We start from the raw sequence: 21,939 nt of genomic DNA on the forward strand, positions 1-21,939 counted from the left end.
GGGAGGGTTCTCCTTCTCAGCGGGCCGACGCCGCGCCGACGCTGTTCTTCAGCTCCAGCACCAGCTGCGGGCTGAGCGCGGCACCGGCGCGGTTGGCGAACAGCGTCATCTCGTAGGCGATGTTGCCGAGTTTCGCCTCCTTGTCGGTGACGACGCCGAGCACGGCGCCGCTGCCGATCGCGGAGACGATGACGTGTCCGCCCTCCAGATCGATGATGACCTTGTTCAGGCCGCCCAGTCCGTAGTTGCCGGAGGCGCCCGCGGCGAGGCTGGTGATGCCGGACACGATGGCCGCGAGCCGCTCCGAGTCGGCGTGCTCACGCAGCTGCGACACCGCGATCAGCAGACCGTCGGAGGACACGGCGATCGCGTCGACGACGCCGGCCGTCTCGGTCGCGAAGCGGTTCAGCAGCCAGGTGAAGTCGGCTGCGGCGGCCCGCAGATCGGCCGGCGCGCTGCCGTCCGTGGGGCTGTCACCTGTCGAGGTGCTCACTGCTCGGCTCCTTCCGGAAGGTGGTTCGGCTGGTGGGGCGGGTGCGTGGTGCCGGTGGTGCCGTCCGGGCGGGGGACGCTGCCCGTGTCGGCGTCCCGTCGGGCGCGTTCCACCGCCTGCTCGAACTCCTCCAGCTCGCTGCGGACGGCCTCCGCGTCCAGCGGCAGCACGGTCTTCGGCACCGCCGGCGCGGCACCGGCGGTGGTGCGCAGCGTGGCCCCGCGCACCCGGCGGCGCAGGGGGCGTGCGGTGTGTTCGGCGCCGTCCGGGGTCTGTTCCCCGGACGGTGCCGGTGCCTCGGAGTTCTCCGGTGCGCGGCGAGGGATCCGGCGGGGGAGCGGGCCGCCGTGTTCCGCGCGGATGGGCTGGTTACGGGCAGTACCGTCGGCCGGTGCCTTCTCGTGGGCGGTGCCTGGGGCCGGGGTAGGGGCGGTGCCCGGTGCCGGCTTGGGGGAGGCGTCCGGGGTCGGCGTGTGGGCCGTGTCCGGTGCCGGTGTGCGGGCAGTGTTCCGTGCCGCCGTGAGGGCCGGTGCCGGAGCCGACGGTGGTGTGTCCCCTGGCGGTGCCGGGACGGTCGGCCCGGGTGCCGGTGTCGCGGTGGCCGGAGTCACCGGACCCGCGCTCGGCGTCAGCAGCAGCGAGGCCGGCAGTGTCACCTCCGCCGTCACACCGCCGCCCGGCGTCCGGGTCAGCTCGACCCCGATCTCCCAGCGGCGCGCCAGCGCACCCACCACGAACAGGCCCAGCACCTTCGTCGGCACCAGGTCCAGGCGTTCGCGACGGATCAGCCGGGCGTTCTCCTCGGCGAGCCGCTCGGCGCTCATGCCGAGGCCGTGGTCGGTGACCACCACGTGCGTGCCGTCGGTGCCGGAGCGGACGGTGACCTCGACGGGGCTGCCCTCGGGCGAGAACGACACCGCGTTCTCCAGGAGTTCGGCCATCATCAGCGTGAGGTCCCCGATGACGTCCGGCTCGACCAGGGCGTCCGACGCGGCGTACAGCCGTACCCGCTGATAGCCCTCGATCTGCCCGAGCGCGGCCCGGACCACGGTGGACAGCGCGGTCGGCCCCGCGTCCAGGACGGCCTCGCGGATGCCGGCCAGCAGCATCAGGCTGTCGGCGTTGCGACGCAGCCGTACGGCGATGTGGTCGATGGAGTACAGCCGCTCCAGCAGCGCCGGGTCGGTCTCCCCGCGCTCCACCGCGTCGATCAGCGCGAGCTGCCGCGTGGTCAGGTTGCTGACCCTACGGCCGACGTTGCCGAACATCTCGGCGGTGTTGCGGCGGCTGAGCACCTGGCGTTCCAGCAGCGCGGCGGCGGTGGTCTGCACCTGGTTGAAGGCCGCCGCCAGGTCGCCGATCTCGTCGCGGGCCGTGACCGGCATGTCCCGCAGCCGGGGCGGCCCGTCGTCCTCGGCGTCGTCGTCGGCCACCCGGGCCAGTTCGCGCCCCGCCACCTCGGCGACCTCCCGCGCCGCGCCGGTGAGCGCCTGCACGGGCCGGACCACCGAGCGGCGCACCAGCACCGCGAAGGCGAGCCACAGCGCGAACGCGATCAGCGCGCCGCTCAGCAGCAGGCCGGCCCGCCACCGGGCGGAGTCGGCGGCCGCGTCGGCCCGGTCGGCGATCTGGCCGACCAGCGCCGTGGTGATCTCCAGCCGGGCGGTGGCCTGCCGTGGGTAGGCGGGGTAGTCGGCCAGCGCGTCCTGCACCGCACGCCGCAGCGCGGCCTGGTCATCCGTCTGCAACCGGCCGACACCTACCTGGAGTTCGGCGTACGCCTCGGCGATCTCGCGCTGGGCCCCGGTGTGTTCGATGCCGGCGAGTCGCTCGGCCTGCTCCTCGGTGGCGAACCGGCCGAAACGGCCGGCCTGGTTGGCGTAGAGGTCGTAGGCGCCGACCGCGTTGGTGAACTCGATCAGCGCGTTGGTGTCGCCCGTGGTGGCGGCGAACACGTTGGTCTCGAAGGCGCCGTGGGCGGCGTCCGCGCGCAGCAGGGAGTCCAGCAGGCTGCCGGTGAAGGTCTCGGAGAGGTCGGTGTTGCGGTCGAGCCCGAGCCCGTCGATCAGGCCCTGGGCGGCGCCCGCGTAGGCCGGGTCGATGTTGTCGGCCGGCAGGTACGACTGCTCCACCGAGGTGCGCAGGCTGCTCAGACCCTCGACGCCGCGCAGGGCCTGCGCCTCGCTCCGCGGCAGCCGGTCGCCGAAGGCCTCGCGCACCCTGGTCGCCTGGGTATCCACCGCGTGCTGGGCCGCCCGGTAGGCGTCCGTCGACGGGTGCGCGTCCCCGGACTCGTAGCGCGTCGAGAGCAGGATGGCCTGCTGGTGCTCGGCCTCCACCCGGTCCACCAGCCGCGCCACCTGCGCACTGTCCCGCACCAGCCGGGCCGCGGCGGCCGCGCTGGACGACTGCTGCACCAGGTCGGTGATGAGGTACGCGAGCAGGCCGGCGATGACCGCGAGGGGGATGCCGACGAGCAGGTTGAGCTTGCGCCGGAAGGGCCAGCGGTCGGCGAATGCCCGTGCCGCTCCCCGGACGGGGGCGTGTCGGTCGGGCGCGTCCACCTCGTTCGTGGACACCGGGCCTCCTTCGTGGGTGTCTTGTCCGGGAGAGACAGTCGCTCCCGGATCTCCCGGACGCCGAGGGCCTCGTCGCCCTCGGAACGCCTGTGCTCACGACACCGAAGCGGGCCCCGCACACCGCTGTGGTCGATACCAACTGGGCCGAGACTACAGTCCGCTTGAGGTGACCATCAGCTCACCTTTCATCAAGAATCCGTTACGAAGAGGGTGCTGTCCGTGGTCAAGCGGTCGCGGATCGAGGCCAATCGGTGATCTGTGGGCCTTGACTGACCAGGAACCGGCTGGATTGGATCGGCGCGTGACTTACACGACCCACATCAGCAGGTCCATCCGGAGGAACCGAGGCGCGGCGGTGGTCGCCCTGGCGGCGGCGACGGCTCTGCTGGCGGGCTGTTCCTCCAAGGGCAACGCCGACAACCCCCTCACGGAGAACAAGGCGAGCGGCGACAGCGTCGTCGTCGGATCCAACAACTTCCCCGAGAGCACGCTGCTCGCCGACATCTACGGCGAGGCTCTCAAGGCCAAGGGGATCAAGGTCACCTACAAGCCGAACATCGGCAGCCGCGAGACCACCTACGGACTGATCAAGAACGGTTCCATCTCGGTCCTGCCCGAGTACAACGGCGCACTGCTGGCCTACCTCGACCCGAAGGCCACCCCGAAGACCCTCGGTCAGACCACGGACGCCGTCAACGCCAAGCTGGACTCCAAGCTCACACTGCTCAACCCGTCGGCGGCGGAGAACAAGGACTCGGTCACGGTCAACGCGGCCACCGCGAAGAAGTACCACCTCACCGAGAACTCGACCATCGCCGACCTGAAGGACGTCGCCAAGGATCTGGTCATCGGCGCCTCGCCGGAGTTCCAGACCCGGCAGCAGGGCCTGGTGGGCCTGAAGTCCGTCTACGGACTGGAGTTCAAGTCCTTCAAGGCGCTGGACGCGGGTGGTCCGCTGACGCTGGCGGCGCTGAAGAAGGACGCCGTCCAGGCCGCGGACATCTTCACCACCGACGCGAACATCTCCAAGGAGAAGTTCGTCGTCCTGCAGGACCCGAAGAACCTCTTCGGGTTCGAGAACGTGCAGCCGCTCGTCCACAAGAGCGCGCTGTCCCAGAAGGGCGTCGACACCCTCGACGCGGTCTCCGCCAAGCTCGACACCGCGACCCTGCTGAAGCTGGACATCCAGGTGCAGATGGAGAACAAGGACCCGCTGGACGTGGCCAAGGCCTGGCTGAAGTCCGCCGGTCTCGCCTGACGCCCACCACTCGAACGACCCGCTGGAACGACCGGTACGACCGCGGGCCTAACAGGCGCGGGTGCCCCCGGACTCGGGGGCACCCGCCCCGCGTCCCGCTCGACGGCCGGGCCTCGCCCTGCCCGCCCCGGTCCGGCTCGCCGACGCCGGGGCCGCCGCCCGGCTGGCCACCGTCGGCGAGAACACCCTGGCCCACGCCCCCTCCTGGCCTCTTGGACCGCTCTCCCGCCCACCCCCTCTCCGCTCAGTCCTCCTCTCCCTCGAAGAAGTCCCCGATCTCGTCCACGACTTCCGACCCCCGTCCATACCCAGGCAGCCCCCCTCAGACCGCCCCCTCCGCCCCCTCCGAAGTCAGGGAGCGGGTGCCGGTGCGTGTCTGCTTGCGGCGCTTGCGGCGGCTGATGCGCGGCTCCTGGTCGGGGAGCCAGCCGAAGGTGAGGCAGCTGCCGGTGGCGCCGAGGAGCAGACCGATGAAGAAGCCGCCCAGATTGGAGGTGAGCCAGGTGCCCAGGGAGAGCAGAATGCCGGTGATGGAGTAGAAGAGCCGCTGGGCGGGGTTGAAGAGGATCAGCAGGCCCAGCAGCACCATGAGGCCCGGCAGCAGATAGCCGGCCAGGCCCTGCATGCCGATGTGCAGCACGACCTTCAGCGAGGCCTTCTCGGTGAGCAGGATCTCGCCGCCGCCGAGGGCGAGCAGCAACCCGCCCCAGAACGGCCGGCGGGCCCGCCATCCGCGGAAGGCGAGCCTCGGTCCCCGGCGTGGACGGTCCGGCACGGTGATCAGCAACCCGAGTCGCCGAAGCGGAGCTTGAGACCCGGCAGCTTGAACACACCGGCCGTGGTCGCGTAGTTGGTCTGCCGCAGGTTGGCGATCCGCACGGTGTCGGCCTGCTGACTGAAGACGCCGATCGGACCCTTCACGCCCGCCTTGGTCAGCGTGCTGGCGTCGTTGCCGATCTCGATGTTGTTGAACGCCGCGTCGCCCGACAGTTCGGTGGAGTCGGTGGTCAGGTCGGTCGCGCTGACCTTCTCCGCCCCGCTGCCCGCGGTGATCAGCAGGTTCGTGCCGCCGAGGTCGACGCTCTGGCACAGCCTGGTGAGCGTGGCGTGCTTGATCGCGGAGGTGACGATGAGCACCTGGCCGCCGGTGTCCCCGGCGTTCGGGCTGCCCTCCGCCATGTTGTCGAGTCCGCCGAACTGCTCGAACCCGGTGCCGTTCAGTTCTGTGGCGGTGACCGTGAACGGCATTCCGGAGATGGCGAACTGCACACCCAGCGCGCCCTGCGAGGTGAGGACCGCGAGGCCGGCGGCGACCAGGGTGGCGGGTACCGCCATCACCGCGGCCCGGCGGGCCCGGACGCGTCCCCGTCTCTCGCTGCCGGAGCCGGTGCCTGCGGTGTCGGGGGTTTCGGAGGGGGCGTCGCTTCCAGGGATCTCGGGGGTGTTGCGGGCGGACGGGAGGTCCGGGGACGAGGCCATGTCTGCTCCCATGCATGGATCAATGCGGGTTGGGCTTCAGCGGCGCGGTGTCCTGGCGCGGACAGCGGATGCCGCGTACGCCTCCTCGCAACTCCCGGCGGGTGCAAGGGCTTTCTCGTTACGCGGCGGTAGCCTTCGAGGAAGTTACCGCCGGTTACTTTAAGGGGTCAAGGGAGTTGTGAAAAAAGGGTGTCGGATGTGCGCGGGCCCGTACCCGCCTGCTACAACTCCCCTTCCGGACCTTGACGTTGGCGGTTGACCAGGTCTACAACTTCCCCTGTTTCCACGGATCCGTGGCGCCGGATCCAGCAGGCGGCACCCGCCGCGTCCCCGGCGTGGCCCTCGCCGCGCCCCCGCGGTACCGGCCGCGTTCCCGGCCCGGTCACGGCAAGCGCTCCACCTCACACAGCGGCACCGGCACGTCGTTCCCTCTTTCTCACCGTGCCCGGCCGCTCCCTTGTCCGGCCCGGCCGGAGGCCTTCCCCCGAGGCCTTCGGCCGGTGTCCGGTGTGCCGCCGTCGCGGGACCGCCGCGTACGGAGAAGGCGCCACGGCCCCGCGCCGGCGGCATCCCCCGCACCACCCGCCACCCGCCACCCGCCACCTCATCTGTCCCCCCCCACATCGGAAGAGAGGCACCCGCATGCGTACGCGCTCCCTCCTCGCCCTCGCCGGCACCGCCACGGCGCTCGCCCTCACCTGGGCCACCCCGGCCTCCGCCGCCGACACGGTCCTGACCACCGGCAGTGCCGGCGGCACCGCGGCCGCCGTCGGCGACACCCTGACCGCGCCCCTGGCCTCCGGTACCTCCGCCACCTTCTACTCCAGCCCGACCGGCACCAGTGGCGTGAAGTGCACGGGATCCCAGTTCACGGCCCAGGTCACCGGCAACCCGGCCGCGCCCGGTACGGCCACCGAGTCCGTCACCGCGCACACCTTCGACAACAGCACCTGTTCCAGCAACGTCCCCGGTGTCCTCGGTGTCAACGGGATCACCATCAACAACCTGCCGTACTCCGCGACGATCACCTCGGCCGGCACCCTCACCGTCTCGCCGCCGAGCGGCTCCTTCATCCAGGCCACCGTCCAGCTGCGCACTCTGCTGGGCACCGTCACCTGCGTCTACCAGGCGCCCAGCCTGACCGGCAAGGCCGACAACGCCGACAGCAGCATCACCTTCACGAACCAGCAGTTCACCAAGAGCTCCGGCTCGTCGCTGTGCTTCGCCAACGGCTACTTCACGGCCAAGTACGCGCCCGTCACCGACGCCGGTGCCCGGGTCTACGTCAACTGACCGACCGGAGGGTCCGGTTCAGCGTCGTCGCGGACGCCGTAGCCGGAGAACCAGGGCGGCGCCACCGGTGAGCAGCAGCACCGCGGTGGCGCCGCCCGCCAGCAGCGGCGCCGAGGGTCCCGAACCGCCGTGCGTGGCCTGAGCAACAGGGGTCCCGTGGACGGTGGCACGCTCGGCCCGCCCCTCGCTCCCGCGCACACCGGGAGTCGAACTCGCCGCCGGGGAACCCTGCGCAGGCGACGCCTGTGCGGTCGGCGAACCCGTTGCCGATGCCTGTGCGGGTGCCGAAGACGCCGCTCCCGTGGGCCGCTTGGCCCCGGCGGCTTTCCCGCGCTCCGGGAACACCACGTCGGAACACGAGTAGTACGTGTCCGGCGTACTGCTGTTCTGCCAGATCGTGTAGAGCACCTGGCGTCCCGTCCGGTCGGCCGGCAGCGTGGCGCTCATCCGGTACGCCCCGTCGCGCAGCGGCGGGTCCGTGATCTGGGCGAAGGGCCGCTCCGGCAGGTCCGACCAGGTCAGCGGTTTCGTGGGGTCGTACCCCTGCTTGGTCAGGTACAGCCTGAACGTGCCCTCGTGCGCGATCGTCGACGCATAGGTCAGCGTCAGCCGGCCACCCGGACTCAGCCGCGTCGCCGGCCAGTCCCGCCGCGCCAGGTCCAGGCCGCGGTACGCCGGCAGGTTCCCGCTGCACAGTCTGCCGTCCGGGATCACCTTCCGGTCGCGACCTGCCACCCCCGCCACCCGCAGGTTGTCCCACGCGGTGAACGGAGAGCCGTTCGCCGCGATCGCGGCCCGGCAGGCCGCCGTCCGGGCGGCGCCGCCCTCGGGCGAGCAGGCGTAGACCCGGCTGACCGGGTCCGTCGGGGCTCCGTGCGCCCGGGCGGGCCCCGCCGCCCACGGCAGCAGCAGCAACGGTGCCGCCGCAGCGGCCACCCTGACGCTCAGGCGGGCGGTCATCCGAGTCATCCGGGACGTCTCCTCGGCGGGCGCGGGAACAGGGTCTGCGGCGTCCAGTACGGCGCGGGCGTCCGACGCGTTCAGTCCGATCGGCGCGCCCGTGCGCGGGGGGCGTGAAAGCACCGACCGGTTCGGCTGTTTTGCGCCTGCTTCCACGTGCCGTTGAGGAGCCGGCCGTCCGCCTCGTATCGTGGCGATCATGGGCGCGGCAGTCGTCGTGCCCCGGCTGCCGGGCGCCCGCCCGTGACGAAGGGGGAATCCGATGTGGGCTCGCCCGTTTCGCCTGGCGCCGAGCGTGCAGCCGGTGCCGGGCGGGCCGGTGACACGTGTCGCAGTGCGCGTGACACACCGGACTCCCGTCGCCGTTGGGTGAGTTATCGTATCCAAGGGGTTAAAAACAAACCGCATGTCCTGTTCGTTAGAGGTGCGAGGAGGGGTCGAGGATGGCGAGGCAGTTACGCGCTGAACAGACCCGGGCAACGATCATCACGGCCGCCGCCGATCTGTTCGACCGGCACGGGTACGAATCCACCAGCCTGAGCGACATCGTCGCACACGCGAAGGTCACCAAGGGCGCCCTGTACTTCCACTTCGCCGCCAAGGAGGATCTGGCCCACGCCATCCTGGAGCTCCAGGCCAAGGCCGCGCAACGGCTCGTCGCCGAGGTCGAGAGCCGTGGCTGCTCCTCGCTGGAGGCCCTGATGCGCACCACGTTCGGGATCGCCCGGCTCGCCGTGGAGGACCCCGTGCCGCGCGCCGGACTGCGTCTCGCCGCCGCGGACATCGCCGTACGACCGCCGCTGCGGCATCCGTTCACCGAGTGGCTGGAGTTCGCCACCCGGAAGTTCAGCGGGGCCGTCAGAGAGGCCGACGTGCACGGCGACCTCGACGTCGGCGCCGTCGCCCACTCCCTCGTCTGCTTCTTCATCGGCACCCGCGTCGCCGGCCGCTCGCTGGAACCGGCCGGGCGGCTGCCGCGCAGAGTCGCCGAGATGTGGCACCTCATGATCCGCGGACTCGTCCCGGTGCACCGCCGCCCCCGCTACGTCACCCTCGCCACGCAGCTGGAGCGGGAGATCCGCGCCGCCTGACGCCCGCGATACCGTGACGGACATGCCCGACACCCCCTTCGCACCTGTGATCCTCGGCAACGAACCCGGCTCCTTCCCGCACAGCGTGCTGGCCGAGCGGCACCCGGCGATCATCCGGCAGGTACGGGAGGCCTTTCCGTACGGCCCCCGACAGCAGGCGGCTCTCGACGAGCTGCTGAAGAGCTGCACCCAGGGGACGATCGAGCCGCTCCCGGCCGACGCCCCGGACCGTGACCGGTGGCACGGCTGGGACCTGGCCGAGTACGCCGGCCGGTCCTGGTACGACGTGCCGTGGCTGTGGTCCGAGAGCTACTTCTACCGCCGGCTGCTGGACGCCGTCGGCTGGTTCGGCCCGGGCGCCTGGCAGGGCATCGACCCCTTCCGCCCCTTCAAACGCGCCGAACTCGACGCCCCGGAGACCGACGAGGAACTCGCCGCCCTGGACGGCCTGCGCGAGCTGCCGGAGGAGGAGCGGGCCCGCGCACTGCTGCACGGCTCGCTGTGGGGCAACCGCGCCGACCTCGGCTTCCGGCTCTCCGCCGCGGGCGCCGAGGACCGGGAACCGGCCCCCGCGCTCGTCGCGGACGACAGCGGGACCCTCTGGTCGCTGCTGCCGCCCGGTGGGACGGGCACGCTCGTGCTCGTCGCGGACAACGCGGGCCGCGAACTCGTCCCCGATCTCCTGCTGATCGCCCACCTCCTCACCGAAGGCCGCGCCGCACAGGCCGTCCTGCACGTCAAGCCGTACCCGTATTACGTCTCCGACGCCACCACCGCCGACGTGGTCGACGCCCTGCACCGGCTGCGCGCGGCCTCCGGCGCGGCCGCCGAGTACGGGCGGGTGCTCTGGTCGGCGATGGCCGACGGCCGGCTCACCGTCCGCGCCCATCCCTTCTCCTGCGCACCGCTGCCCTACGCCGCGATGCCCGACGACCTGCGCGCCGAGTTCGCGGCGGCCACGCTGACCGTCGTCAAGGGCGACCTGAACTACCGCCGCCTGGTGGGCGACCGGCTCTGGCCGCCCACCACGCCCTTCCGTGAGACCACCGCGTACTTCCCCGGCCCGGTCGCCGCGCTGCGCACCCTGAAGTCCGATGTGATCACCGGACTCACGGCCGCGACCGAGGCCGCACTGGTGGCGGCCGAGGGGCAGCGCTGGCGGACCGGCGGCACACACGCGCTGATCCAGGTCGATCCGTCAGGTGAGCTGCAGCGGCAGTGACTTGATGCCGTTGATGAAGTTCGACACCAGCCGCCCGGCCGGTCCGGCGAGCCGCGGCGGCCCGGGCAGGACCCGCAGCGCCTCCTCGTGGAGCAGCCGCAGTTGCAACCGGGCGAAGTGGGCGCCGAGGCACACGTGCGGGCCGTCCCCGAAGGAGACGTGCGGATTGGGGGAGCGGGCGAGGTCGAGCCGGTCGGGCTCGGCGAAGACGCGCTCGTCCCGGTTGGCCGAGGCGTGGAACACGACGACCTTGTCGCCCGCCCGGATGTCGCGGCCCGCCAGTCCGGTGTGCCGTACGGCCGTCCGCCGGAAGGTCAGCACCGGCGGGTGCCAGCGCAGCAGCTCGTCCACGGCGGAGGGCACGCCGACCTTCCCTGCACGCAGCAGCTCGTACGCCTCCGGGTGCCCGGCCAGGGCCAGCAGCCCGCCCGGGGCCGCGCTGCGCACGGTGTCGTTGCCGGCCACGGTGAGCAGGAAGAAGAACATCTCCAGCTCACCGTCGGCGAGTTCGGCATCGTGCGCGAGTGTCGTCAGGATGTCGTCGGCGGGGTGCCGTCTCTTGTGTACGGCCAACTGGCGCACGTAGGCGAACATGTCCCGCAACATCGCCGGTGACCGCGGGTTCACCGGCCTGCCCGCGCCGTCCAGCACCGGCGGACCGGCCTCGTCCGGATCCTGGTAGCCGATGACCCGCTGCGTCCAGTGCAGCAGCAGCCGCCGGTCGCTCTCCGGGACGCCCAGCAGATCCGCCAGGTTCAGCAGGGCGTACTCGTCGGTGACGGCGGCCACCACATCGACCGTGCCGTCGCCCTGCCGCGCCGCCTCCAGGGCGCCCGCCAGCAGCGTCCGTGCCCGCTCCCGGGCGACCGCCGCGAACCGGTCCACACGCCCCGGCGTGAAGGCACGGCTCACCAGCCGCCGCAGCCGCCCGTGCCCCGGCGGATCCTGGTTGAGCATCATCCGCCGGATGAACGGCAGGTCCTCCGGGTCCGGGTCCCGGATCTGGGTCGCACCGGCGTACGAGGAGTACGTCCCCGCGTCCCTCAGCACACGGACCACGTCCGCGTGCCGGGTCACAGCCCAGAACCCGGGCCCGGCCGGCCAGCCCAGCACCTCCGGCTCCTCCTGCCAGGCCACCGGATGGTGGTCGCGCAGCACCCGGTAGGCGTCGTAGGGAACCCCGCTGGCGTAGCGGCGCGGATCGAAGACGTCCGGGACCGGCGGCGCCGCGGGCACGCTCACGCCGGCTCGTCCTCGCGCGCCCCGGTTGCCGGGTCGGGCGCGTCCGCCGCGTCCGCCCGCAGGAAGTCCTCGACGGTACGGATCAGTTCCAGCGGGGTCTCGTCCATGGCGTAGTGGCCTGCGGCGTCCAGCACGGCGAGCCGCGCGCGCGGGTACCAGCTCATCCAGGTCTGCCGCATGACCTCCGGCGACAGCGCCGGATCGAGCGCGCCGGCCACGGCGAGCGCCGGCACCTCGCTGCCCACGACGTCGGCGCTGAAGTCCTCGCCCGCCCACGAGTCCAGCCAGGCCCGGAAGGCCTTGGGGTCGCTGCGCTCCAGCGAGCGGGCGACCATCCGGTCCAGCCAGGCGGCGGGCCGCCGGCCCCCGGTGGTGACGTCGATGATCGCGCGCCGGTTCTCCGCCCGGTGCGCCGCGTCCGCGAACAGCGCCGCCTGCTCCCCGGCCAGCGGCATGCCCGAGGCGGGCACCGGCGAGACCCCGGCGATCCGGCGCACCCGGTGCGGGGCCACGGCGAGCAGCCGCTGCGCCACCGCACCGCCCATGGAGTGCCCGATCACCGAGAACCGCTCCCAGCCGAGCCGGTCCGCCAGCTCCACCAGGTCCACGGCCGCCTCGGCCGTCGTGTACGCGCCCGTGGCGTCCCGGGCCTCGCCGTAGCCGCGCAGGTCGACCAGCGCGTAACCGAAGGACGTGCGGTCGAGGTCCGGCAGGACGGCCGCGTAGGCGGACCGGTCGGCGAACCAGCCGTGCACGGCGAACACCTTGTGGGCGCCGTCGCCGTGCACCTCATGGGGCAACACGAAGGAGGTCATGCGCCTACCGTGGCGCCCGCGCGCGGGCACGGCAAGGGCACCAACGCCACAACCCCCCGCCCGAGTTCCCCCTTTCACGGGCGGTTCACGCGATGGTGTGATCATGTACCCCGGGGTGGATGGGGGTCCGGGGCCCCGGGTAGTGCCCGGCCATGACGCAGCCGTTCGAACTCCCGCGCTTCTACATGCCGTATCCCGCGCGGCTCAACCCGCACCTGGAGGAGGCCCGGGCCCACTCGACGCAGTGGGCCCGGGAGACGGGCATGCTGGAGGGCTCCGGAATCTGGGAACAGGCCGACCTGGAGGCGCACGACTACGGCCTCCTGTGCGCCTACACCCACCCCGACTGCGACGGACCCGCCCTCTCGCTGATCACCGACTGGTACGTGTGGGTGTTCTTCTTCGACGACCACTTCCTCGACATGTACAAGCGCACCCAGGACCGCGCCGCCGGAAAGGCGCACCTGGACCGCCTGCCGCTGTTCATGCCGCTCGACCTCGCCACCCCCGTGCCGGAACCGGAGAATCCGGTGGAGGCCGGGCTGAAGGACCTGTGGGCGCGGACGGTGCCGTCGATGTCCGTGGACTGGCGCCGCCGCTTCTCCGTCGCCACCGAGCATCTGCTCAACGAGTCGATGTGGGAGCTGTCCAACATCAACGAGGGGCGGATCGCCAACCCGGTCGAGTACATCGAGATGCGCCGCAAGGTCGGCGGCGCCCCCTGGTCCTCCGGGCTCGTGGAGTACGCGACCGCCGAGGTGCCCGCCGCGGTCGCCGGCACCCGGCCGCTGCGCGTCCTCATGGAGACGTTCTCCGACGCCGTCCACCTGCGCAACGACCTGTTCTCCTATCAGCGCGAGGTCGAGGACGAGGGGGAGAACAGCAACGGCGTGCTCGTCCTGGAGAAGTTCTTCGGCTGCACCACACAGGAGGCCGCCGACACCGTCAACGACGTGCTCACCTCCCGGCTGCACCAGTTCGAGCACACCGCGCTGACGGAAGTCCCGGCCGTCGCCCTGGAGAAGGGCCTCACGCCCGGCGAGGCCGCCGCCGTCGCCGCCTACACCAAGGGACTCCAGGACTGGCAGTCCGGCGGCCACGAATGGCACCTGCGCTCCAGCCGCTACATGAACAAGGGCGCACGGTCCGACTCGCCCTGGCAGCCGAAGAGCGGTCCCGGAACCTCCGCCGCCGACATCGGCGCACTCCTCGCCTCGGCCGCCCAGGAACGCCTGCGCGCCTACTCCCACGTGCCGTACCAGCAGGTCGGCCCGTCCCGCATCCCCGACCTGTACATGCCCTTCCAGCTCCAGCTCAGCCCCCACCTCGACCACACCCGCGGCCACCTCGTCGACTGGTGCCGTCACATGGGCATCGTCCGGGAGGGCGTCTGGGACGAGGACAAGCTCGCCGCGTACGACCTCGCGCTGTGCTCCGCCGGCCTGGACCCGGACGCCACGCCGGAGGCCCTCGACCTGAGCGCGCAGTGGCTCGCCTGGGGAACCTACGGCGACGACTACTACCCGCTCGTGTACGGCCACCGCGGGGACCTGGCCGCCGCCCGGCTGACCACGGCCCGGCTGTCGCAGTGCATGCCGGTCGAGGGCGAACCGGCCGTCGTCCCCGGCAACGCCATGGAACGCGGTCTGATCGACCTCTGGGCGCGCACCACGGCCACGATGACCGCCGGCCAGCGCCGCACCCTGAAGGCATCCGTGGACGCGATGACCGAGAGCTGGGTGTGGGAGCTGTCCAACCAGCTCCAGAACCGCGTCCCCGACCCGGTCGACTACCTGGAGATGCGCCGCGCCACCTTCGGCTCCGACCTCACCCTGAGCCTGTGCCGCATGGGCCACGGACCCGCGGTCCCGCCGGCGGTGTACCGCAGCGGCCCGGTGCGCTCGCTGGAGAACTCCGCCATCGACTACGCGTGCCTCCTGAACGACATCTTCTCGTACCAGAAGGAGATCGAGTACGACGGCGAGATCCACAACGCCGTCCTGGTCGTGCAGAACTTCTTCGGCGTGGACTACCCGGCCGCGCTCGCCGTCGTGCACGATCTGACGACCCAGCGCATGCAGCAGTTCGAGCACGTGATCGCGCAGGAACTCCCGGTCCTGTACGACGACTTCCGACTGTCCGAGGAGGCGCGGGCCGCCATGGACGGCTATGTGGTCGACCTGCAGAACTGGCTGGCCGGCATCCTGAACTGGCACCGGAGCGTCGACCGTTACAAGGCCGAGTGGCTCGGCCGCCGCGCCCACGGCTTCCTGCCCGACCGGGCTCCCGCCGTGCCCGCCCTGGCGTTCGGCTGACGATCGCCGAATCTTCTCGTGCGGAATCGGGCATTCAGGGAACTTCGGTGAGCCCTCGGGAGTCTTGTGGAGTAAGGGGAACAACAAACCACGAACACGCGGGGGTGTTCGACCTTGACCGAGACCATCGAGAGGCTCACCGGAGAGACCGCCGGAGCCGGCGCGGGGGAGAAGGAGAGGAAGGGGGCGCCCGAGACGGCGCCCGAGGCGCACGAACTGACGCCGTACGCCGCACCGCTGACCGTGCCGCCGGTCCTGCGGCCCGCCGGCGACGACGTGCTGCGCGAGACGGAGATCGCCCTGCGCCCGGCCTGGGTGCAACTGCACCCGCAGCTGCCGCCGACCCTGATGTGGGGCTACGACGGACACGTGCCGGGCCCGACCATCGAGGTGCGGCGCGGACAGCGCGTCCGCATCGCCTGGACCAACCGCATTCCCAAGGACAGCGAGTACCCGGTCACCTCCGTCGAGGTGCCACTGCGCACCGACGGCCGTCCGCAGGCCACCACCGAGCCCGGCCGCGAGGGCGTCGAACCGAACAAGGACGTCGCCGCCCTGCCCGCCTGGTCGGTGACCCACCTGCACGGCGCACAGACCGGCGGCGGCAACGACGGCTGGGCGGACAACGCCGTGGGCTCCGGCGACGCCCAGCTGTCGGAGTACCCGAACGACCACCAGGCGGTGCAGTGGTGGTACCACGACCACGCGATGAACATCACCCGGTGGAACGTGATGTCGGGCCTGTACGGCACCTACCTCGTCCGGGACGACGAGGAGGACGCCCTCCGCCTGCCCTCCGGCGAGCGGGAGATCCCGCTCCTCATCGCCGACCGCAACCTCGACACCGACGAGGACGGCCGCCTCAACGGCCGGCTCCTGCACAAGACGGTGGTCGTCCAGGAGAGCAACCCGGAGACGGGCAAGCCGGTCTCCATCCCGTTCACCGGCCCGTACACCACGGTCAACGGCCGTATCTGGCCGTATGCCGACGTCGACCCGGCCTGGTACCGGTTCCGGCTGGTCAACGCCTCCAACGCGCGCATCTTCGAGCTCGTCCTGATCGACGAGGACGGCGAGCCGGTCACGGGGGCCGTCCACCAGATCGGCAGCGACGGCGGCCTGCTGCCGCGCCCGGTGCCGGTCGACTTCGACGCGGAGCTGCCCGCCCTGACCGCCGCGCCGGCCGAGCGCTTCGACCTGCTGGTGGACTTCCGCGGGCTGGCCGGACGGACCCTCCGCCTGGTGAACAAGGGGCCCAACCAGCCGGCGGGCGTGCCCGATCCGGCGGGTAACGTGCCCTACCCGGCCGTGCTGGAGTTCCGGGTCGGGGAGAGCTGCGAGGAGGACACCTTCGAACTGCCCGAGGTGCTCTCCGGCTCCTTCCGCCGCCTCACCCACGACGTCCCGCACGGCCACCGCCTGATCCTGCTCACCCCGCCCCCCACCAGGGGCGCCGGCGGGCACCCGGAGATCTGGGAGATGACCGAGGTCCAGGACACCGCCGGGCTCCGGCTCCCGGCCGACGGCATCGTCCAGATCACCGGACCCGACGGCACCACGAAGACGTACCGGCGCACCGCACGGACGTTCAACGACGGGCTCGGCTTCACCATCGGCGAGGGCAGCCACGAGCAGTGGAGCTTCCTCAACCTCGCGCCCATCGTGCACCCCATGCACATCCACCTGGCCGACTTCCAGCTGATGGGCCGGGACGCCTACGACGTCTCCGGCTTCGACCCGGCGGCCGGCGGCACGCGAACCCCGATCCGGTACGACGCGGGGACGACGATCCCGCTCGCACCCAACGAGCGCGGCCACAAGGACGTCTTCCGGGTCCCGGGCAGCCAGATGCTGCGGGTCATGGGCCGCTTCGACGGGGCGTACGGCCGGTTCATGTACCACTGCCACCTGCTGGAGCACGAGGACATGGGCATGATGCGGCCCTTCGTCGTCATGCCGCCCGAGGCCCTCAAGTTCGACCACGGCGGGGCCCACGGCGGCCACGGCGAGGGGCACACGGGCTGAGGACGGGCGGAGTCACATGGGCTGAGGACGGGCGGGGGTCACACCGGCAGGGCGGCCCGGGCCGCCGCGTGCGCGACCGCGGCTCGCGCCAGTGCCCGGATCATCGGGTGCGGGTCCGAGCCGTCACCGGCCAGCTCGGGCTGGAACAGCGAGGCCAGGAAGAACGGATGGCCGGGCAGCTCGGCCATCCGGACCTGGCCGTCCTGGTCGTGGCCGGAGAACCGCAGTCCGTGGGCGCGGAGCGTCTCCAGGTGGCGGGAGGGGCCGTAGGCGCAGAAGTACCGCTCCACCGTGCGCGCCGAGCCGATCACGGACGCGGCCAGCGAGCCGGGGTCGATCGTCACCGCTGCCTCGTGACCCAGCAGCGAGCAGGCCAGCGGCTCGATGAGCGGGTCCGCGGCGTCCGGGTCGTTCTCGGCGTGCGCGACGCCGGTCAGACCGCACACGTTCCGGGCGTACTCCAGCAGCGTGTGCTGGAAGCCGCCGCACGTGCCCAGGAACGGGATGCCCTCCTCGCGCGCGGTGCGCACCGCCGCGAGGACACCCGCCTCGCTGCGGTAGGGACTGCCCGGCAGTACCCACACGGCGTCGAAGCCGCGCACCGCGCCCTCGGCCTCGGCGTCCTGCGAGGAGATCCAGTACGCGTCCAGGACCAACCGGTCGCGGGCGGCCAGCGCGTCCAGCAGGAGCGGGACGCGGGTGTGCGAGGCGACGTGCGGGGAGCGGTCCCCGACGAGGGCGAGGGTGGCGGTGTTCGACATGGCCACCATCCTCCGGACGACGGGTGGTTCACGTCCAACGATGGTTGGTGCACGGTCGATAAGCGTTACTGATGCAGTGGGATGCTGTGCCGTATGGACCCGCATCTGCTGCGCACGTACGTCACCGTGGCGCGTCTCGCCTCCTTCTCGAAGGCCGCGCGCGAGCTGGGCTACACCCAGTCCGCCGTCTCCCAGCACATCGCCGCCCTCGAACAGGACCTGGGCGCCCCACTGCTGACCCGCCGGCCGGTCGTGCCCACCGCGGCGGGCGAGCGGCTGCTGGAGCACGCGGGCCCGCTGCTGCTGCGGCTCGACGCGGCCCGCGCCGACGTCGTCCGCATGGCCGCCGCGCCTCAGCAGGGTCTGACCCTCGTCGCCACCGCGACCGCCCTGGGCCCCGCCGTCCTCGGCGCGCTCCCGCCGGCCGGCGTCACCCTGCGCGTCCTCACCCGCGCGGAGATCCCCGCCGCCGTCGCCACCGGCACCGCGGACCTGGGCCTCGTCGACGGGCTGGCCGCGCCGAGCGATCCGCTGCGGCTGCCCGACGTGGCACCGCTGACCACGTACGGCATCGCCGAGGAACCCGTGAGCGTCCTGCTGCCCGCCGGACACCCCCTCGCAGGTCGCCCTGGCCTGCGCCTCGGCGACCTGCGTGACGCCCGCTGGCTCGACGCGCCCGACGCGGCACTCCCGCTCGCGCACCTGCGCGCCGCTACCGCCGGCGGCGCCTTCCGGGCCGCCCTGCGCTACGAGGGCACCGACGTCCGCACCCTCACCGCCCTCACGGCCGCCGGACACGGCCTCACCCTGCTGCCCCGTTCGGCGGCCACGGCCCTCCCCGGCGCGACCGCCGTCCCCCTCACCGCCCCCCGCCTCGTCCACCGCACGGAACTCCTCCACAGCGGCAGCCCCGGAGGAGCGGCGGCGGAACTGGTGCGGCGCCTGGTGGGCGGCGGGTGACAGGGGAGGCGCTACGGCACGCCGAACCCGCGCGGGAACAGGGCCCCACCGGGCCAGAGGCTCCACCGGACCAGGGGCGTGCACCGGTCGGGCTCGCTGGGTGAACTTCCCCCGGCGGGCTGTGCCGACGCGGGCTCGGCTGCGAAGGCGACGGGGAGCAGGGCCGGGTGCCGTGACGGTCGGGCCTGTCGCCCGCCGGTGCGCCGCAGCCTCAGCCGGAGGCGCGTGTCCTCGACGGCCATGGCTACCCTCCGCCACCCTTCGGCCATTCTCACTCGTTCGTGTCTCGTCGCGGACCGTCGCCCCGGGTAGAGCACCAGCCGGAGGCGAGCGAACCATGGAACAGACTGCGTTGCGGCCCAAGCCGATGCCAGGTCAGGACAGGCGGGACGACGGCACCCCGGGTGCCGCCCGCCGACCGCATGCCGCGCCCCGGCGCGGACGGCGGCGGCGGACCGTGCTGTTCGGCCTGTGTGCCGGTGTCGTGCTGGTGCTCTCCGGCGTCGGCATCGGCACGGTCGGCGCCACGGTGATCGGCATGAGCAGACTGGCCGAACCGCAGCGCAAGGCTCCGCCGCCCGCCCAGTCGGCCGAGGCCACCTCCACGACCACCTCCGCCGTCGCACCCGGCCCGGCACTGGGCGTGGAGGCCGTCGACGCCGAGAAGGCGGGCGCGCTGGTGGTGGGTGTGCACGTGCCCGGCCCCGGCTACGCGGCCGGCCTGGTCCGCGGGGACGTCGTGCTGCAACTCGGCGCGGCCCGCATCGACAGCGCCGCCGACCTCGCCCGCGCCGTCAGGCGGGCCGGCCCGGGGAAGGCGCTGCTCCTCACCGTGCGCCACCGCAGCGGCGGCTACCAGCAGTTGACGGTGACGCCCGCGGTGGTGACCTGACCGAGCCGCGATCCGGCCGGTGCGGGGCCGCCCCCCGACGGACGGGACGGGACCGCCTCCGGGCGGCCGGGTGCCGGGGGAGGAGCGGCGGGCCAGTGGTCCCGGCGTCGGGCCGCCCCGGTGCCGGCGGTGACGTCCCGGTTGCAGACGTGGCCCAGTTCGTGGCCGATGCCGCCGCGCGGTTCGCGCCCGTCCCGTACACGCCGGGAAACCCGCTGGTCACCGTGCGTCCCGCGGGTCATCATGGGCCCATGCCGAGCCGCTTCTCCACGGACCGCGGGACACCGGTCCCCGGGACCGGCTCGCGTCGCCCCGTCCGGGCGGGCAGGATGCTGCCCGAGACGCCGTCGCCCCGTTTCCTCACCCGTGCCCGGAGGCCCGGATGACCGGTACCACGCCCGCGCCCTTCACCGCCGCCGACTACAGCGCCCGGATGGAGCGTGCCGCGCGCGCCGCCGCCGACGCCGGCCTCGCCGGGCTGCTCGTGGCCCCGGGTCCGGACATGGTGTGGCTCACCGGCTACACGCCCACCGCGGTCACGGAACGGCTCACCGTGCTGGTCCTCGCCCCCGGCCGGGACCCCGTGCTGGTCGTGCCCACCCTGGAGGCCCCGGACGCCGAGCACGCGGCCGGCGCCGCCGCGCTGACCCTGCGCGACTGGACCGACGGCAAGGACCCCTACGCCGTCACCGCCGGCCTCCTCGACGACCGCGGCCGCTTCGGCATCAGCGACAACACCTGGGCGATGCATCTGCTGGGCCTCCAGCGGGCCCTCCCCGACACCTCCTACGCCTCCCTCACCGACGCCCTGCCCATGCTCCGCGCGGTGAAGGACGCGGCCGAGCTGGAACTCCTCGCAGCCGCCGGAGCGGCTGCCGACGCAACGTTCGAGGAGATCCGGAAAGTTCCCTTCGCGGGCCGCCGGGAGTCCGACGTCGGTCACGACCTCGCCGGCCTGCTGCGCCGCTTCGGCCACTCCCAGGTCGACTTCACCATCGTCGGCTCCGGGCCGAACGGCGCCAACCCGCACCACGAGGTCGGCGACCGCGTCATCCAGCCCGGCGACATGGTCGTCCTCGACTTCGGCGGCCTGAAGGACGGCTACGGCTCCGACACCACCCGCACGGTCCACGTCGGCGAGCCGACCGAGGAGGAGCGCCGGGTCCACGACGTCGTGCGCGCCGCCCAGGAGGCCGGTTTCCGGGCCGTAGGACCGGGCGTGGCCTGCCAGGAGGTCGACCGCGCCGCCCGCGCGGTGATCGCGGACGCCGGGTACGGCGAGTACTTCATCCACCGCACCGGGCACGGCATCGGCGTCACCACGCACGAGCCGCCGTACATGATCGAGGGCGAGGAGCAGCCGCTGGTGCCCGGCATGTGTTTCTCGGTGGAGCCCGGCATCTACCTGCCCGGCCGCTTCGGGGTGCGCATCGAGGACATCGTCACCGTGACCGAGGACGGCGGCCGCCGCCTCAACAACACCACCCGTGAGATGGTCATAGTGGACTGAGAGGCCCGAGGAGAACCCGTCACGACGACACCCGGAACGGCGACGCGCGACCCATGACCCAGGCACCGACACCCACCGCGGACACCGTCCGCCGACTGGTCCGTTCGCTGCTCAAGGAGGGCGGCGACGATGCCGGGGGACCCGATGTGCGGCCCGTGACGGAGGACCGCGAGCACACCTGGTGGATCGGCAGCCGCCATGTGCTGCGCCTCGCGCCCGACCGGGAGGCCTCCGTCCGCCGCCGCCGGGAACTGCGCCTGCGCGACCTGATCCGCCCGCACGTGCCCGTCGCCGTGCCGACCAGCGTCGCGCACGGCGACTGGGCGCCCGGCCTCGCCTACACGCTCGACACCCGGGTGCCCGGCGGTACGGCCGACGAGTACGACGTCTCGGCCGTCGGCGAGGCCGATCTCGCCGGGCTGCTGAGCGGGCTGCGCGCGGTGCCCGCACGCCAGGCGGAGGCGCTCGGCGTGCCGCGTACGGCGCCGCGCTCCCTGGAGGCGTTGCGCAGGATGGCCGTGCACGCGGCAGAACGGCTCGCCGCCGCCGACGAGTTCGACGCGGCCCGGCTGCACCAGCTGACCCCGCCCGGCGCGGCCCAGCTCGCCGCGCAGCCCGGTACCGCCGTCCTCACCCACCACGGGCTGACCGGCGCGCACGTGGTGGTCAGCGCCGACGGCCGGGTGCGCGGCATCCTGGACTGGACCGCGGCGGCCCTCGGCGACCCCGCCGAGGACATCGCCGGCCTCGCCGTCGCGGTCGGCTCCCCGCCGGCCGTCCGCGCCGCCACCCTCGCCGGCTACGGCGCCCGCCCCTGCCTGCGCGGCCTGTGGCTGGCCCGCTGCGACACCGTCATCCGCCTCACCGGCCACCTGGAGGGCCGCACCGGCGGCTCGCTGCCCCTGCTGCGCACCCAGCTGCGGCGCGCCTGGGAGCCGATCCTGCTGGAGCGGGTGACGGACTTCCAGGAGGACGCCCCGGAGCCCTGACGCGGGCCCGGAGCCCCCAGGCGGTCCGCCCTGGCGCCTGGGCCCTTGGACAACC

General features: G+C 72.8%; 18 protein-coding genes. 10 read left to right on the forward strand and 8 right to left on the reverse strand.

The window, feature by feature from the left end; translation table 11 throughout:
• Positions 1–16: 16 nt before the first annotated feature.
• Together S1361_RS30365 and S1361_RS30370 are read right to left on the reverse strand one after the other, a co-directional pair.
• On the reverse strand, positions 17–493 hold the full coding sequence (locus S1361_RS30365; RefSeq protein WP_208035080.1) for a roadblock/LC7 domain-containing protein: 477 nt from the start codon (positions 491–493) through the stop codon (positions 17–19).
• On the reverse strand, positions 490–3,072 hold the full coding sequence (locus S1361_RS30370; protein WP_208035081.1) for a sensor histidine kinase: 2,583 nt from the start codon (positions 3,070–3,072) through the stop codon (positions 490–492). The genes S1361_RS30365 and S1361_RS30370 overlap by 4 nt, the downstream gene beginning before the upstream one ends.
• Positions 3,073–3,373: 301 nt before the next feature.
• On the opposite strand from S1361_RS30370, the gene S1361_RS30375 reads away from it, so the two are divergent.
• Entirely contained in the window at positions 3,374–4,330 is a 957-nt protein-coding gene (locus S1361_RS30375; RefSeq protein ID WP_208035082.1) for an ABC transporter substrate-binding protein, read from the forward strand.
• 322 nt (positions 4,331–4,652) lie between these two features.
• Here S1361_RS30375 and S1361_RS30380 read toward each other — a convergent pair whose 3' ends face one another.
• Both S1361_RS30380 and S1361_RS30385 read right to left on the reverse strand, forming a co-directional pair.
• Entirely contained in the window at positions 4,653–5,105 is a 453-nt protein-coding gene (locus S1361_RS30380) for a DUF6114 domain-containing protein (RefSeq protein WP_243769355.1), read from the reverse strand.
• A 5-nt stretch (positions 5,106–5,110) separates the two neighbouring features.
• Positions 5,111–5,809, reverse strand: coding sequence for a DUF6230 family protein (locus S1361_RS30385; RefSeq protein ID WP_208035084.1), 699 nt, complete (start codon positions 5,807–5,809; stop codon positions 5,111–5,113).
• A 642-nt stretch (positions 5,810–6,451) separates the two neighbouring features.
• On the opposite strand from S1361_RS30385, the gene S1361_RS30390 reads away from it, so the two are divergent.
• Complete coding sequence (locus tag S1361_RS30390) at positions 6,452–7,102, forward strand: Tat pathway signal sequence domain protein (RefSeq protein WP_208035085.1); 651 nt, start codon at positions 6,452–6,454, stop codon at positions 7,100–7,102.
• 18 nt (positions 7,103–7,120) lie between these two features.
• On the opposite strand, the gene S1361_RS30395 is transcribed toward S1361_RS30390, so the two are convergent.
• Positions 7,121–8,071 carry a lytic polysaccharide monooxygenase auxiliary activity family 9 protein gene (locus tag S1361_RS30395; RefSeq protein ID WP_208035086.1) on the reverse strand — a complete coding sequence of 317 codons (951 nt, stop codon included), beginning with the start codon at positions 8,069–8,071 and terminating at the stop codon, positions 7,121–7,123.
• Between the two features lie 434 nt (positions 8,072–8,505).
• On the opposite strand from S1361_RS30395, the gene S1361_RS30400 reads away from it, so the two are divergent.
• Both S1361_RS30400 and S1361_RS30405 read left to right on the forward strand, forming a co-directional pair.
• Positions 8,506–9,153, forward strand: a complete 648-nt coding sequence (locus tag S1361_RS30400) for a ScbR family autoregulator-binding transcription factor (protein WP_208035087.1) — start codon at positions 8,506–8,508, stop codon at positions 9,151–9,153.
• 22 nt (positions 9,154–9,175) lie between these two features.
• Positions 9,176–10,375: a damage-control phosphatase ARMT1 family protein gene (locus S1361_RS30405; protein WP_208035088.1), complete on the forward strand. Its 1,200-nt coding sequence runs from the start codon at positions 9,176–9,178 to the stop codon at positions 10,373–10,375.
• Here the strand turns inward: S1361_RS30405 and S1361_RS30410 are convergent.
• Both S1361_RS30410 and S1361_RS30415 read right to left on the reverse strand, forming a co-directional pair.
• A complete protein-coding gene (locus tag S1361_RS30410; protein WP_208035089.1) occupies positions 10,352–11,617 on the reverse strand; it encodes a cytochrome P450 in 1,266 nt (421 codons plus the stop codon). The two genes, S1361_RS30405 and S1361_RS30410, sit on opposite strands and share 24 nt — an antisense overlap.
• Positions 11,614–12,432 carry an alpha/beta fold hydrolase gene (locus S1361_RS30415; protein WP_208035090.1) on the reverse strand — a complete coding sequence of 273 codons (819 nt, stop codon included), beginning with the start codon at positions 12,430–12,432 and terminating at the stop codon, positions 11,614–11,616. Before S1361_RS30415 ends, S1361_RS30410 begins: the two co-directional genes overlap by 4 nt.
• Before the next feature lie 152 nt (positions 12,433–12,584).
• Between S1361_RS30415 and cyc2 the strand changes: the two genes are divergently transcribed.
• Together cyc2 and phsA are read left to right on the forward strand one after the other, a co-directional pair.
• Positions 12,585–14,747, forward strand: a complete 2,163-nt coding sequence (gene cyc2 / locus S1361_RS30420; RefSeq protein WP_208035091.1) for a germacradienol/geosmin synthase Cyc2 — start codon at positions 12,585–12,587, stop codon at positions 14,745–14,747.
• Between the two features lie 114 nt (positions 14,748–14,861).
• The gene (gene phsA / locus S1361_RS30425) at positions 14,862–16,772 is read left to right on the forward strand and encodes an O-aminophenol oxidase PhsA (protein ID WP_208035092.1); all 1,911 of its coding nucleotides are present in this window, start codon (positions 14,862–14,864) and stop codon (positions 16,770–16,772) included.
• A 38-nt stretch (positions 16,773–16,810) separates the two neighbouring features.
• Here the strand turns inward: phsA and S1361_RS30430 are convergent, their stop codons facing one another.
• Positions 16,811–17,533, reverse strand: a complete 723-nt coding sequence (locus S1361_RS30430; protein ID WP_208035093.1) for a CTP synthase C-terminal region-related (seleno)protein — start codon at positions 17,531–17,533, stop codon at positions 16,811–16,813.
• 93 nt (positions 17,534–17,626) lie between these two features.
• Between S1361_RS30430 and S1361_RS30435 the strand changes: the two genes are divergently transcribed.
• The 4 genes from S1361_RS30435 to S1361_RS30450 all read left to right on the forward strand — a co-directional run bounded on the left by S1361_RS30435 (position 17,627) and on the right by S1361_RS30450 (position 21,884).
• The gene (locus S1361_RS30435; RefSeq protein ID WP_208035094.1) at positions 17,627–18,493 is read left to right on the forward strand and encodes a LysR family transcriptional regulator; all 867 of its coding nucleotides are present in this window, start codon (positions 17,627–17,629) and stop codon (positions 18,491–18,493) included.
• A 337-nt stretch (positions 18,494–18,830) separates the two neighbouring features.
• Positions 18,831–19,385, forward strand: a complete 555-nt coding sequence (locus S1361_RS30440; protein WP_208035095.1) for a PDZ domain-containing protein — start codon at positions 18,831–18,833, stop codon at positions 19,383–19,385.
• 382 nt (positions 19,386–19,767) lie between these two features.
• Positions 19,768–20,895 carry an aminopeptidase P family protein gene (locus S1361_RS30445; RefSeq protein ID WP_208035096.1) on the forward strand — a complete coding sequence of 376 codons (1,128 nt, stop codon included), beginning with the start codon at positions 19,768–19,770 and terminating at the stop codon, positions 20,893–20,895.
• A gap of 53 nt (positions 20,896–20,948) precedes the next feature.
• Positions 20,949–21,884, forward strand: a complete 936-nt coding sequence (locus S1361_RS30450) for a phosphotransferase family protein (protein ID WP_208035097.1) — start codon at positions 20,949–20,951, stop codon at positions 21,882–21,884.
• Positions 21,885–21,939: the final 55 nt, after the last annotated feature.

The sequence above is a fragment of the Streptomyces cyanogenus genome (assembly GCF_017526105.1).
Classification (GTDB): domain Bacteria; phylum Actinomycetota; class Actinomycetes; order Streptomycetales; family Streptomycetaceae; genus Streptomyces; species Streptomyces cyanogenus.

Excerpts from the sequence above, each read along its gene's own strand:
- S1361_RS30450 (WP_208035097.1), top strand. The coding sequence starts at position 20,949 with ATGACCCAGGCACCGACACCCACCGCGGACACCGTCCGCCGACTGGTC.
- S1361_RS30395 (WP_208035086.1), bottom strand. The coding sequence starts at position 8,071 with ATGACTCGGATGACCGCCCGCCTGAGCGTCAGGGTGGCCGCTGCGGCG.
- S1361_RS30400 (WP_208035087.1), top strand. The coding sequence starts at position 8,506 with ATGGCGAGGCAGTTACGCGCTGAACAGACCCGGGCAACGATCATCACG.
- S1361_RS30440 (WP_208035095.1), top strand. The coding sequence starts at position 18,831 with ATGGAACAGACTGCGTTGCGGCCCAAGCCGATGCCAGGTCAGGACAGG.
- S1361_RS30445 (WP_208035096.1), top strand. The coding sequence starts at position 19,768 with ATGACCGGTACCACGCCCGCGCCCTTCACCGCCGCCGACTACAGCGCC.
- S1361_RS30405 (WP_208035088.1), top strand. The coding sequence starts at position 9,176 with ATGCCCGACACCCCCTTCGCACCTGTGATCCTCGGCAACGAACCCGGC.
- S1361_RS30390 (WP_208035085.1), top strand. The coding sequence starts at position 6,452 with ATGCGTACGCGCTCCCTCCTCGCCCTCGCCGGCACCGCCACGGCGCTC.
- cyc2 (WP_208035091.1), top strand. The coding sequence starts at position 12,585 with ATGACGCAGCCGTTCGAACTCCCGCGCTTCTACATGCCGTATCCCGCG.
- S1361_RS30435 (WP_208035094.1), top strand. The coding sequence starts at position 17,627 with ATGGACCCGCATCTGCTGCGCACGTACGTCACCGTGGCGCGTCTCGCC.
- S1361_RS30415 (WP_208035090.1), bottom strand. The coding sequence starts at position 12,432 with ATGACCTCCTTCGTGTTGCCCCATGAGGTGCACGGCGACGGCGCCCAC.
- S1361_RS30385 (WP_208035084.1), bottom strand. The coding sequence starts at position 5,809 with ATGGCCTCGTCCCCGGACCTCCCGTCCGCCCGCAACACCCCCGAGATC.
- S1361_RS30430 (WP_208035093.1), bottom strand. The coding sequence starts at position 17,533 with ATGTCGAACACCGCCACCCTCGCCCTCGTCGGGGACCGCTCCCCGCAC.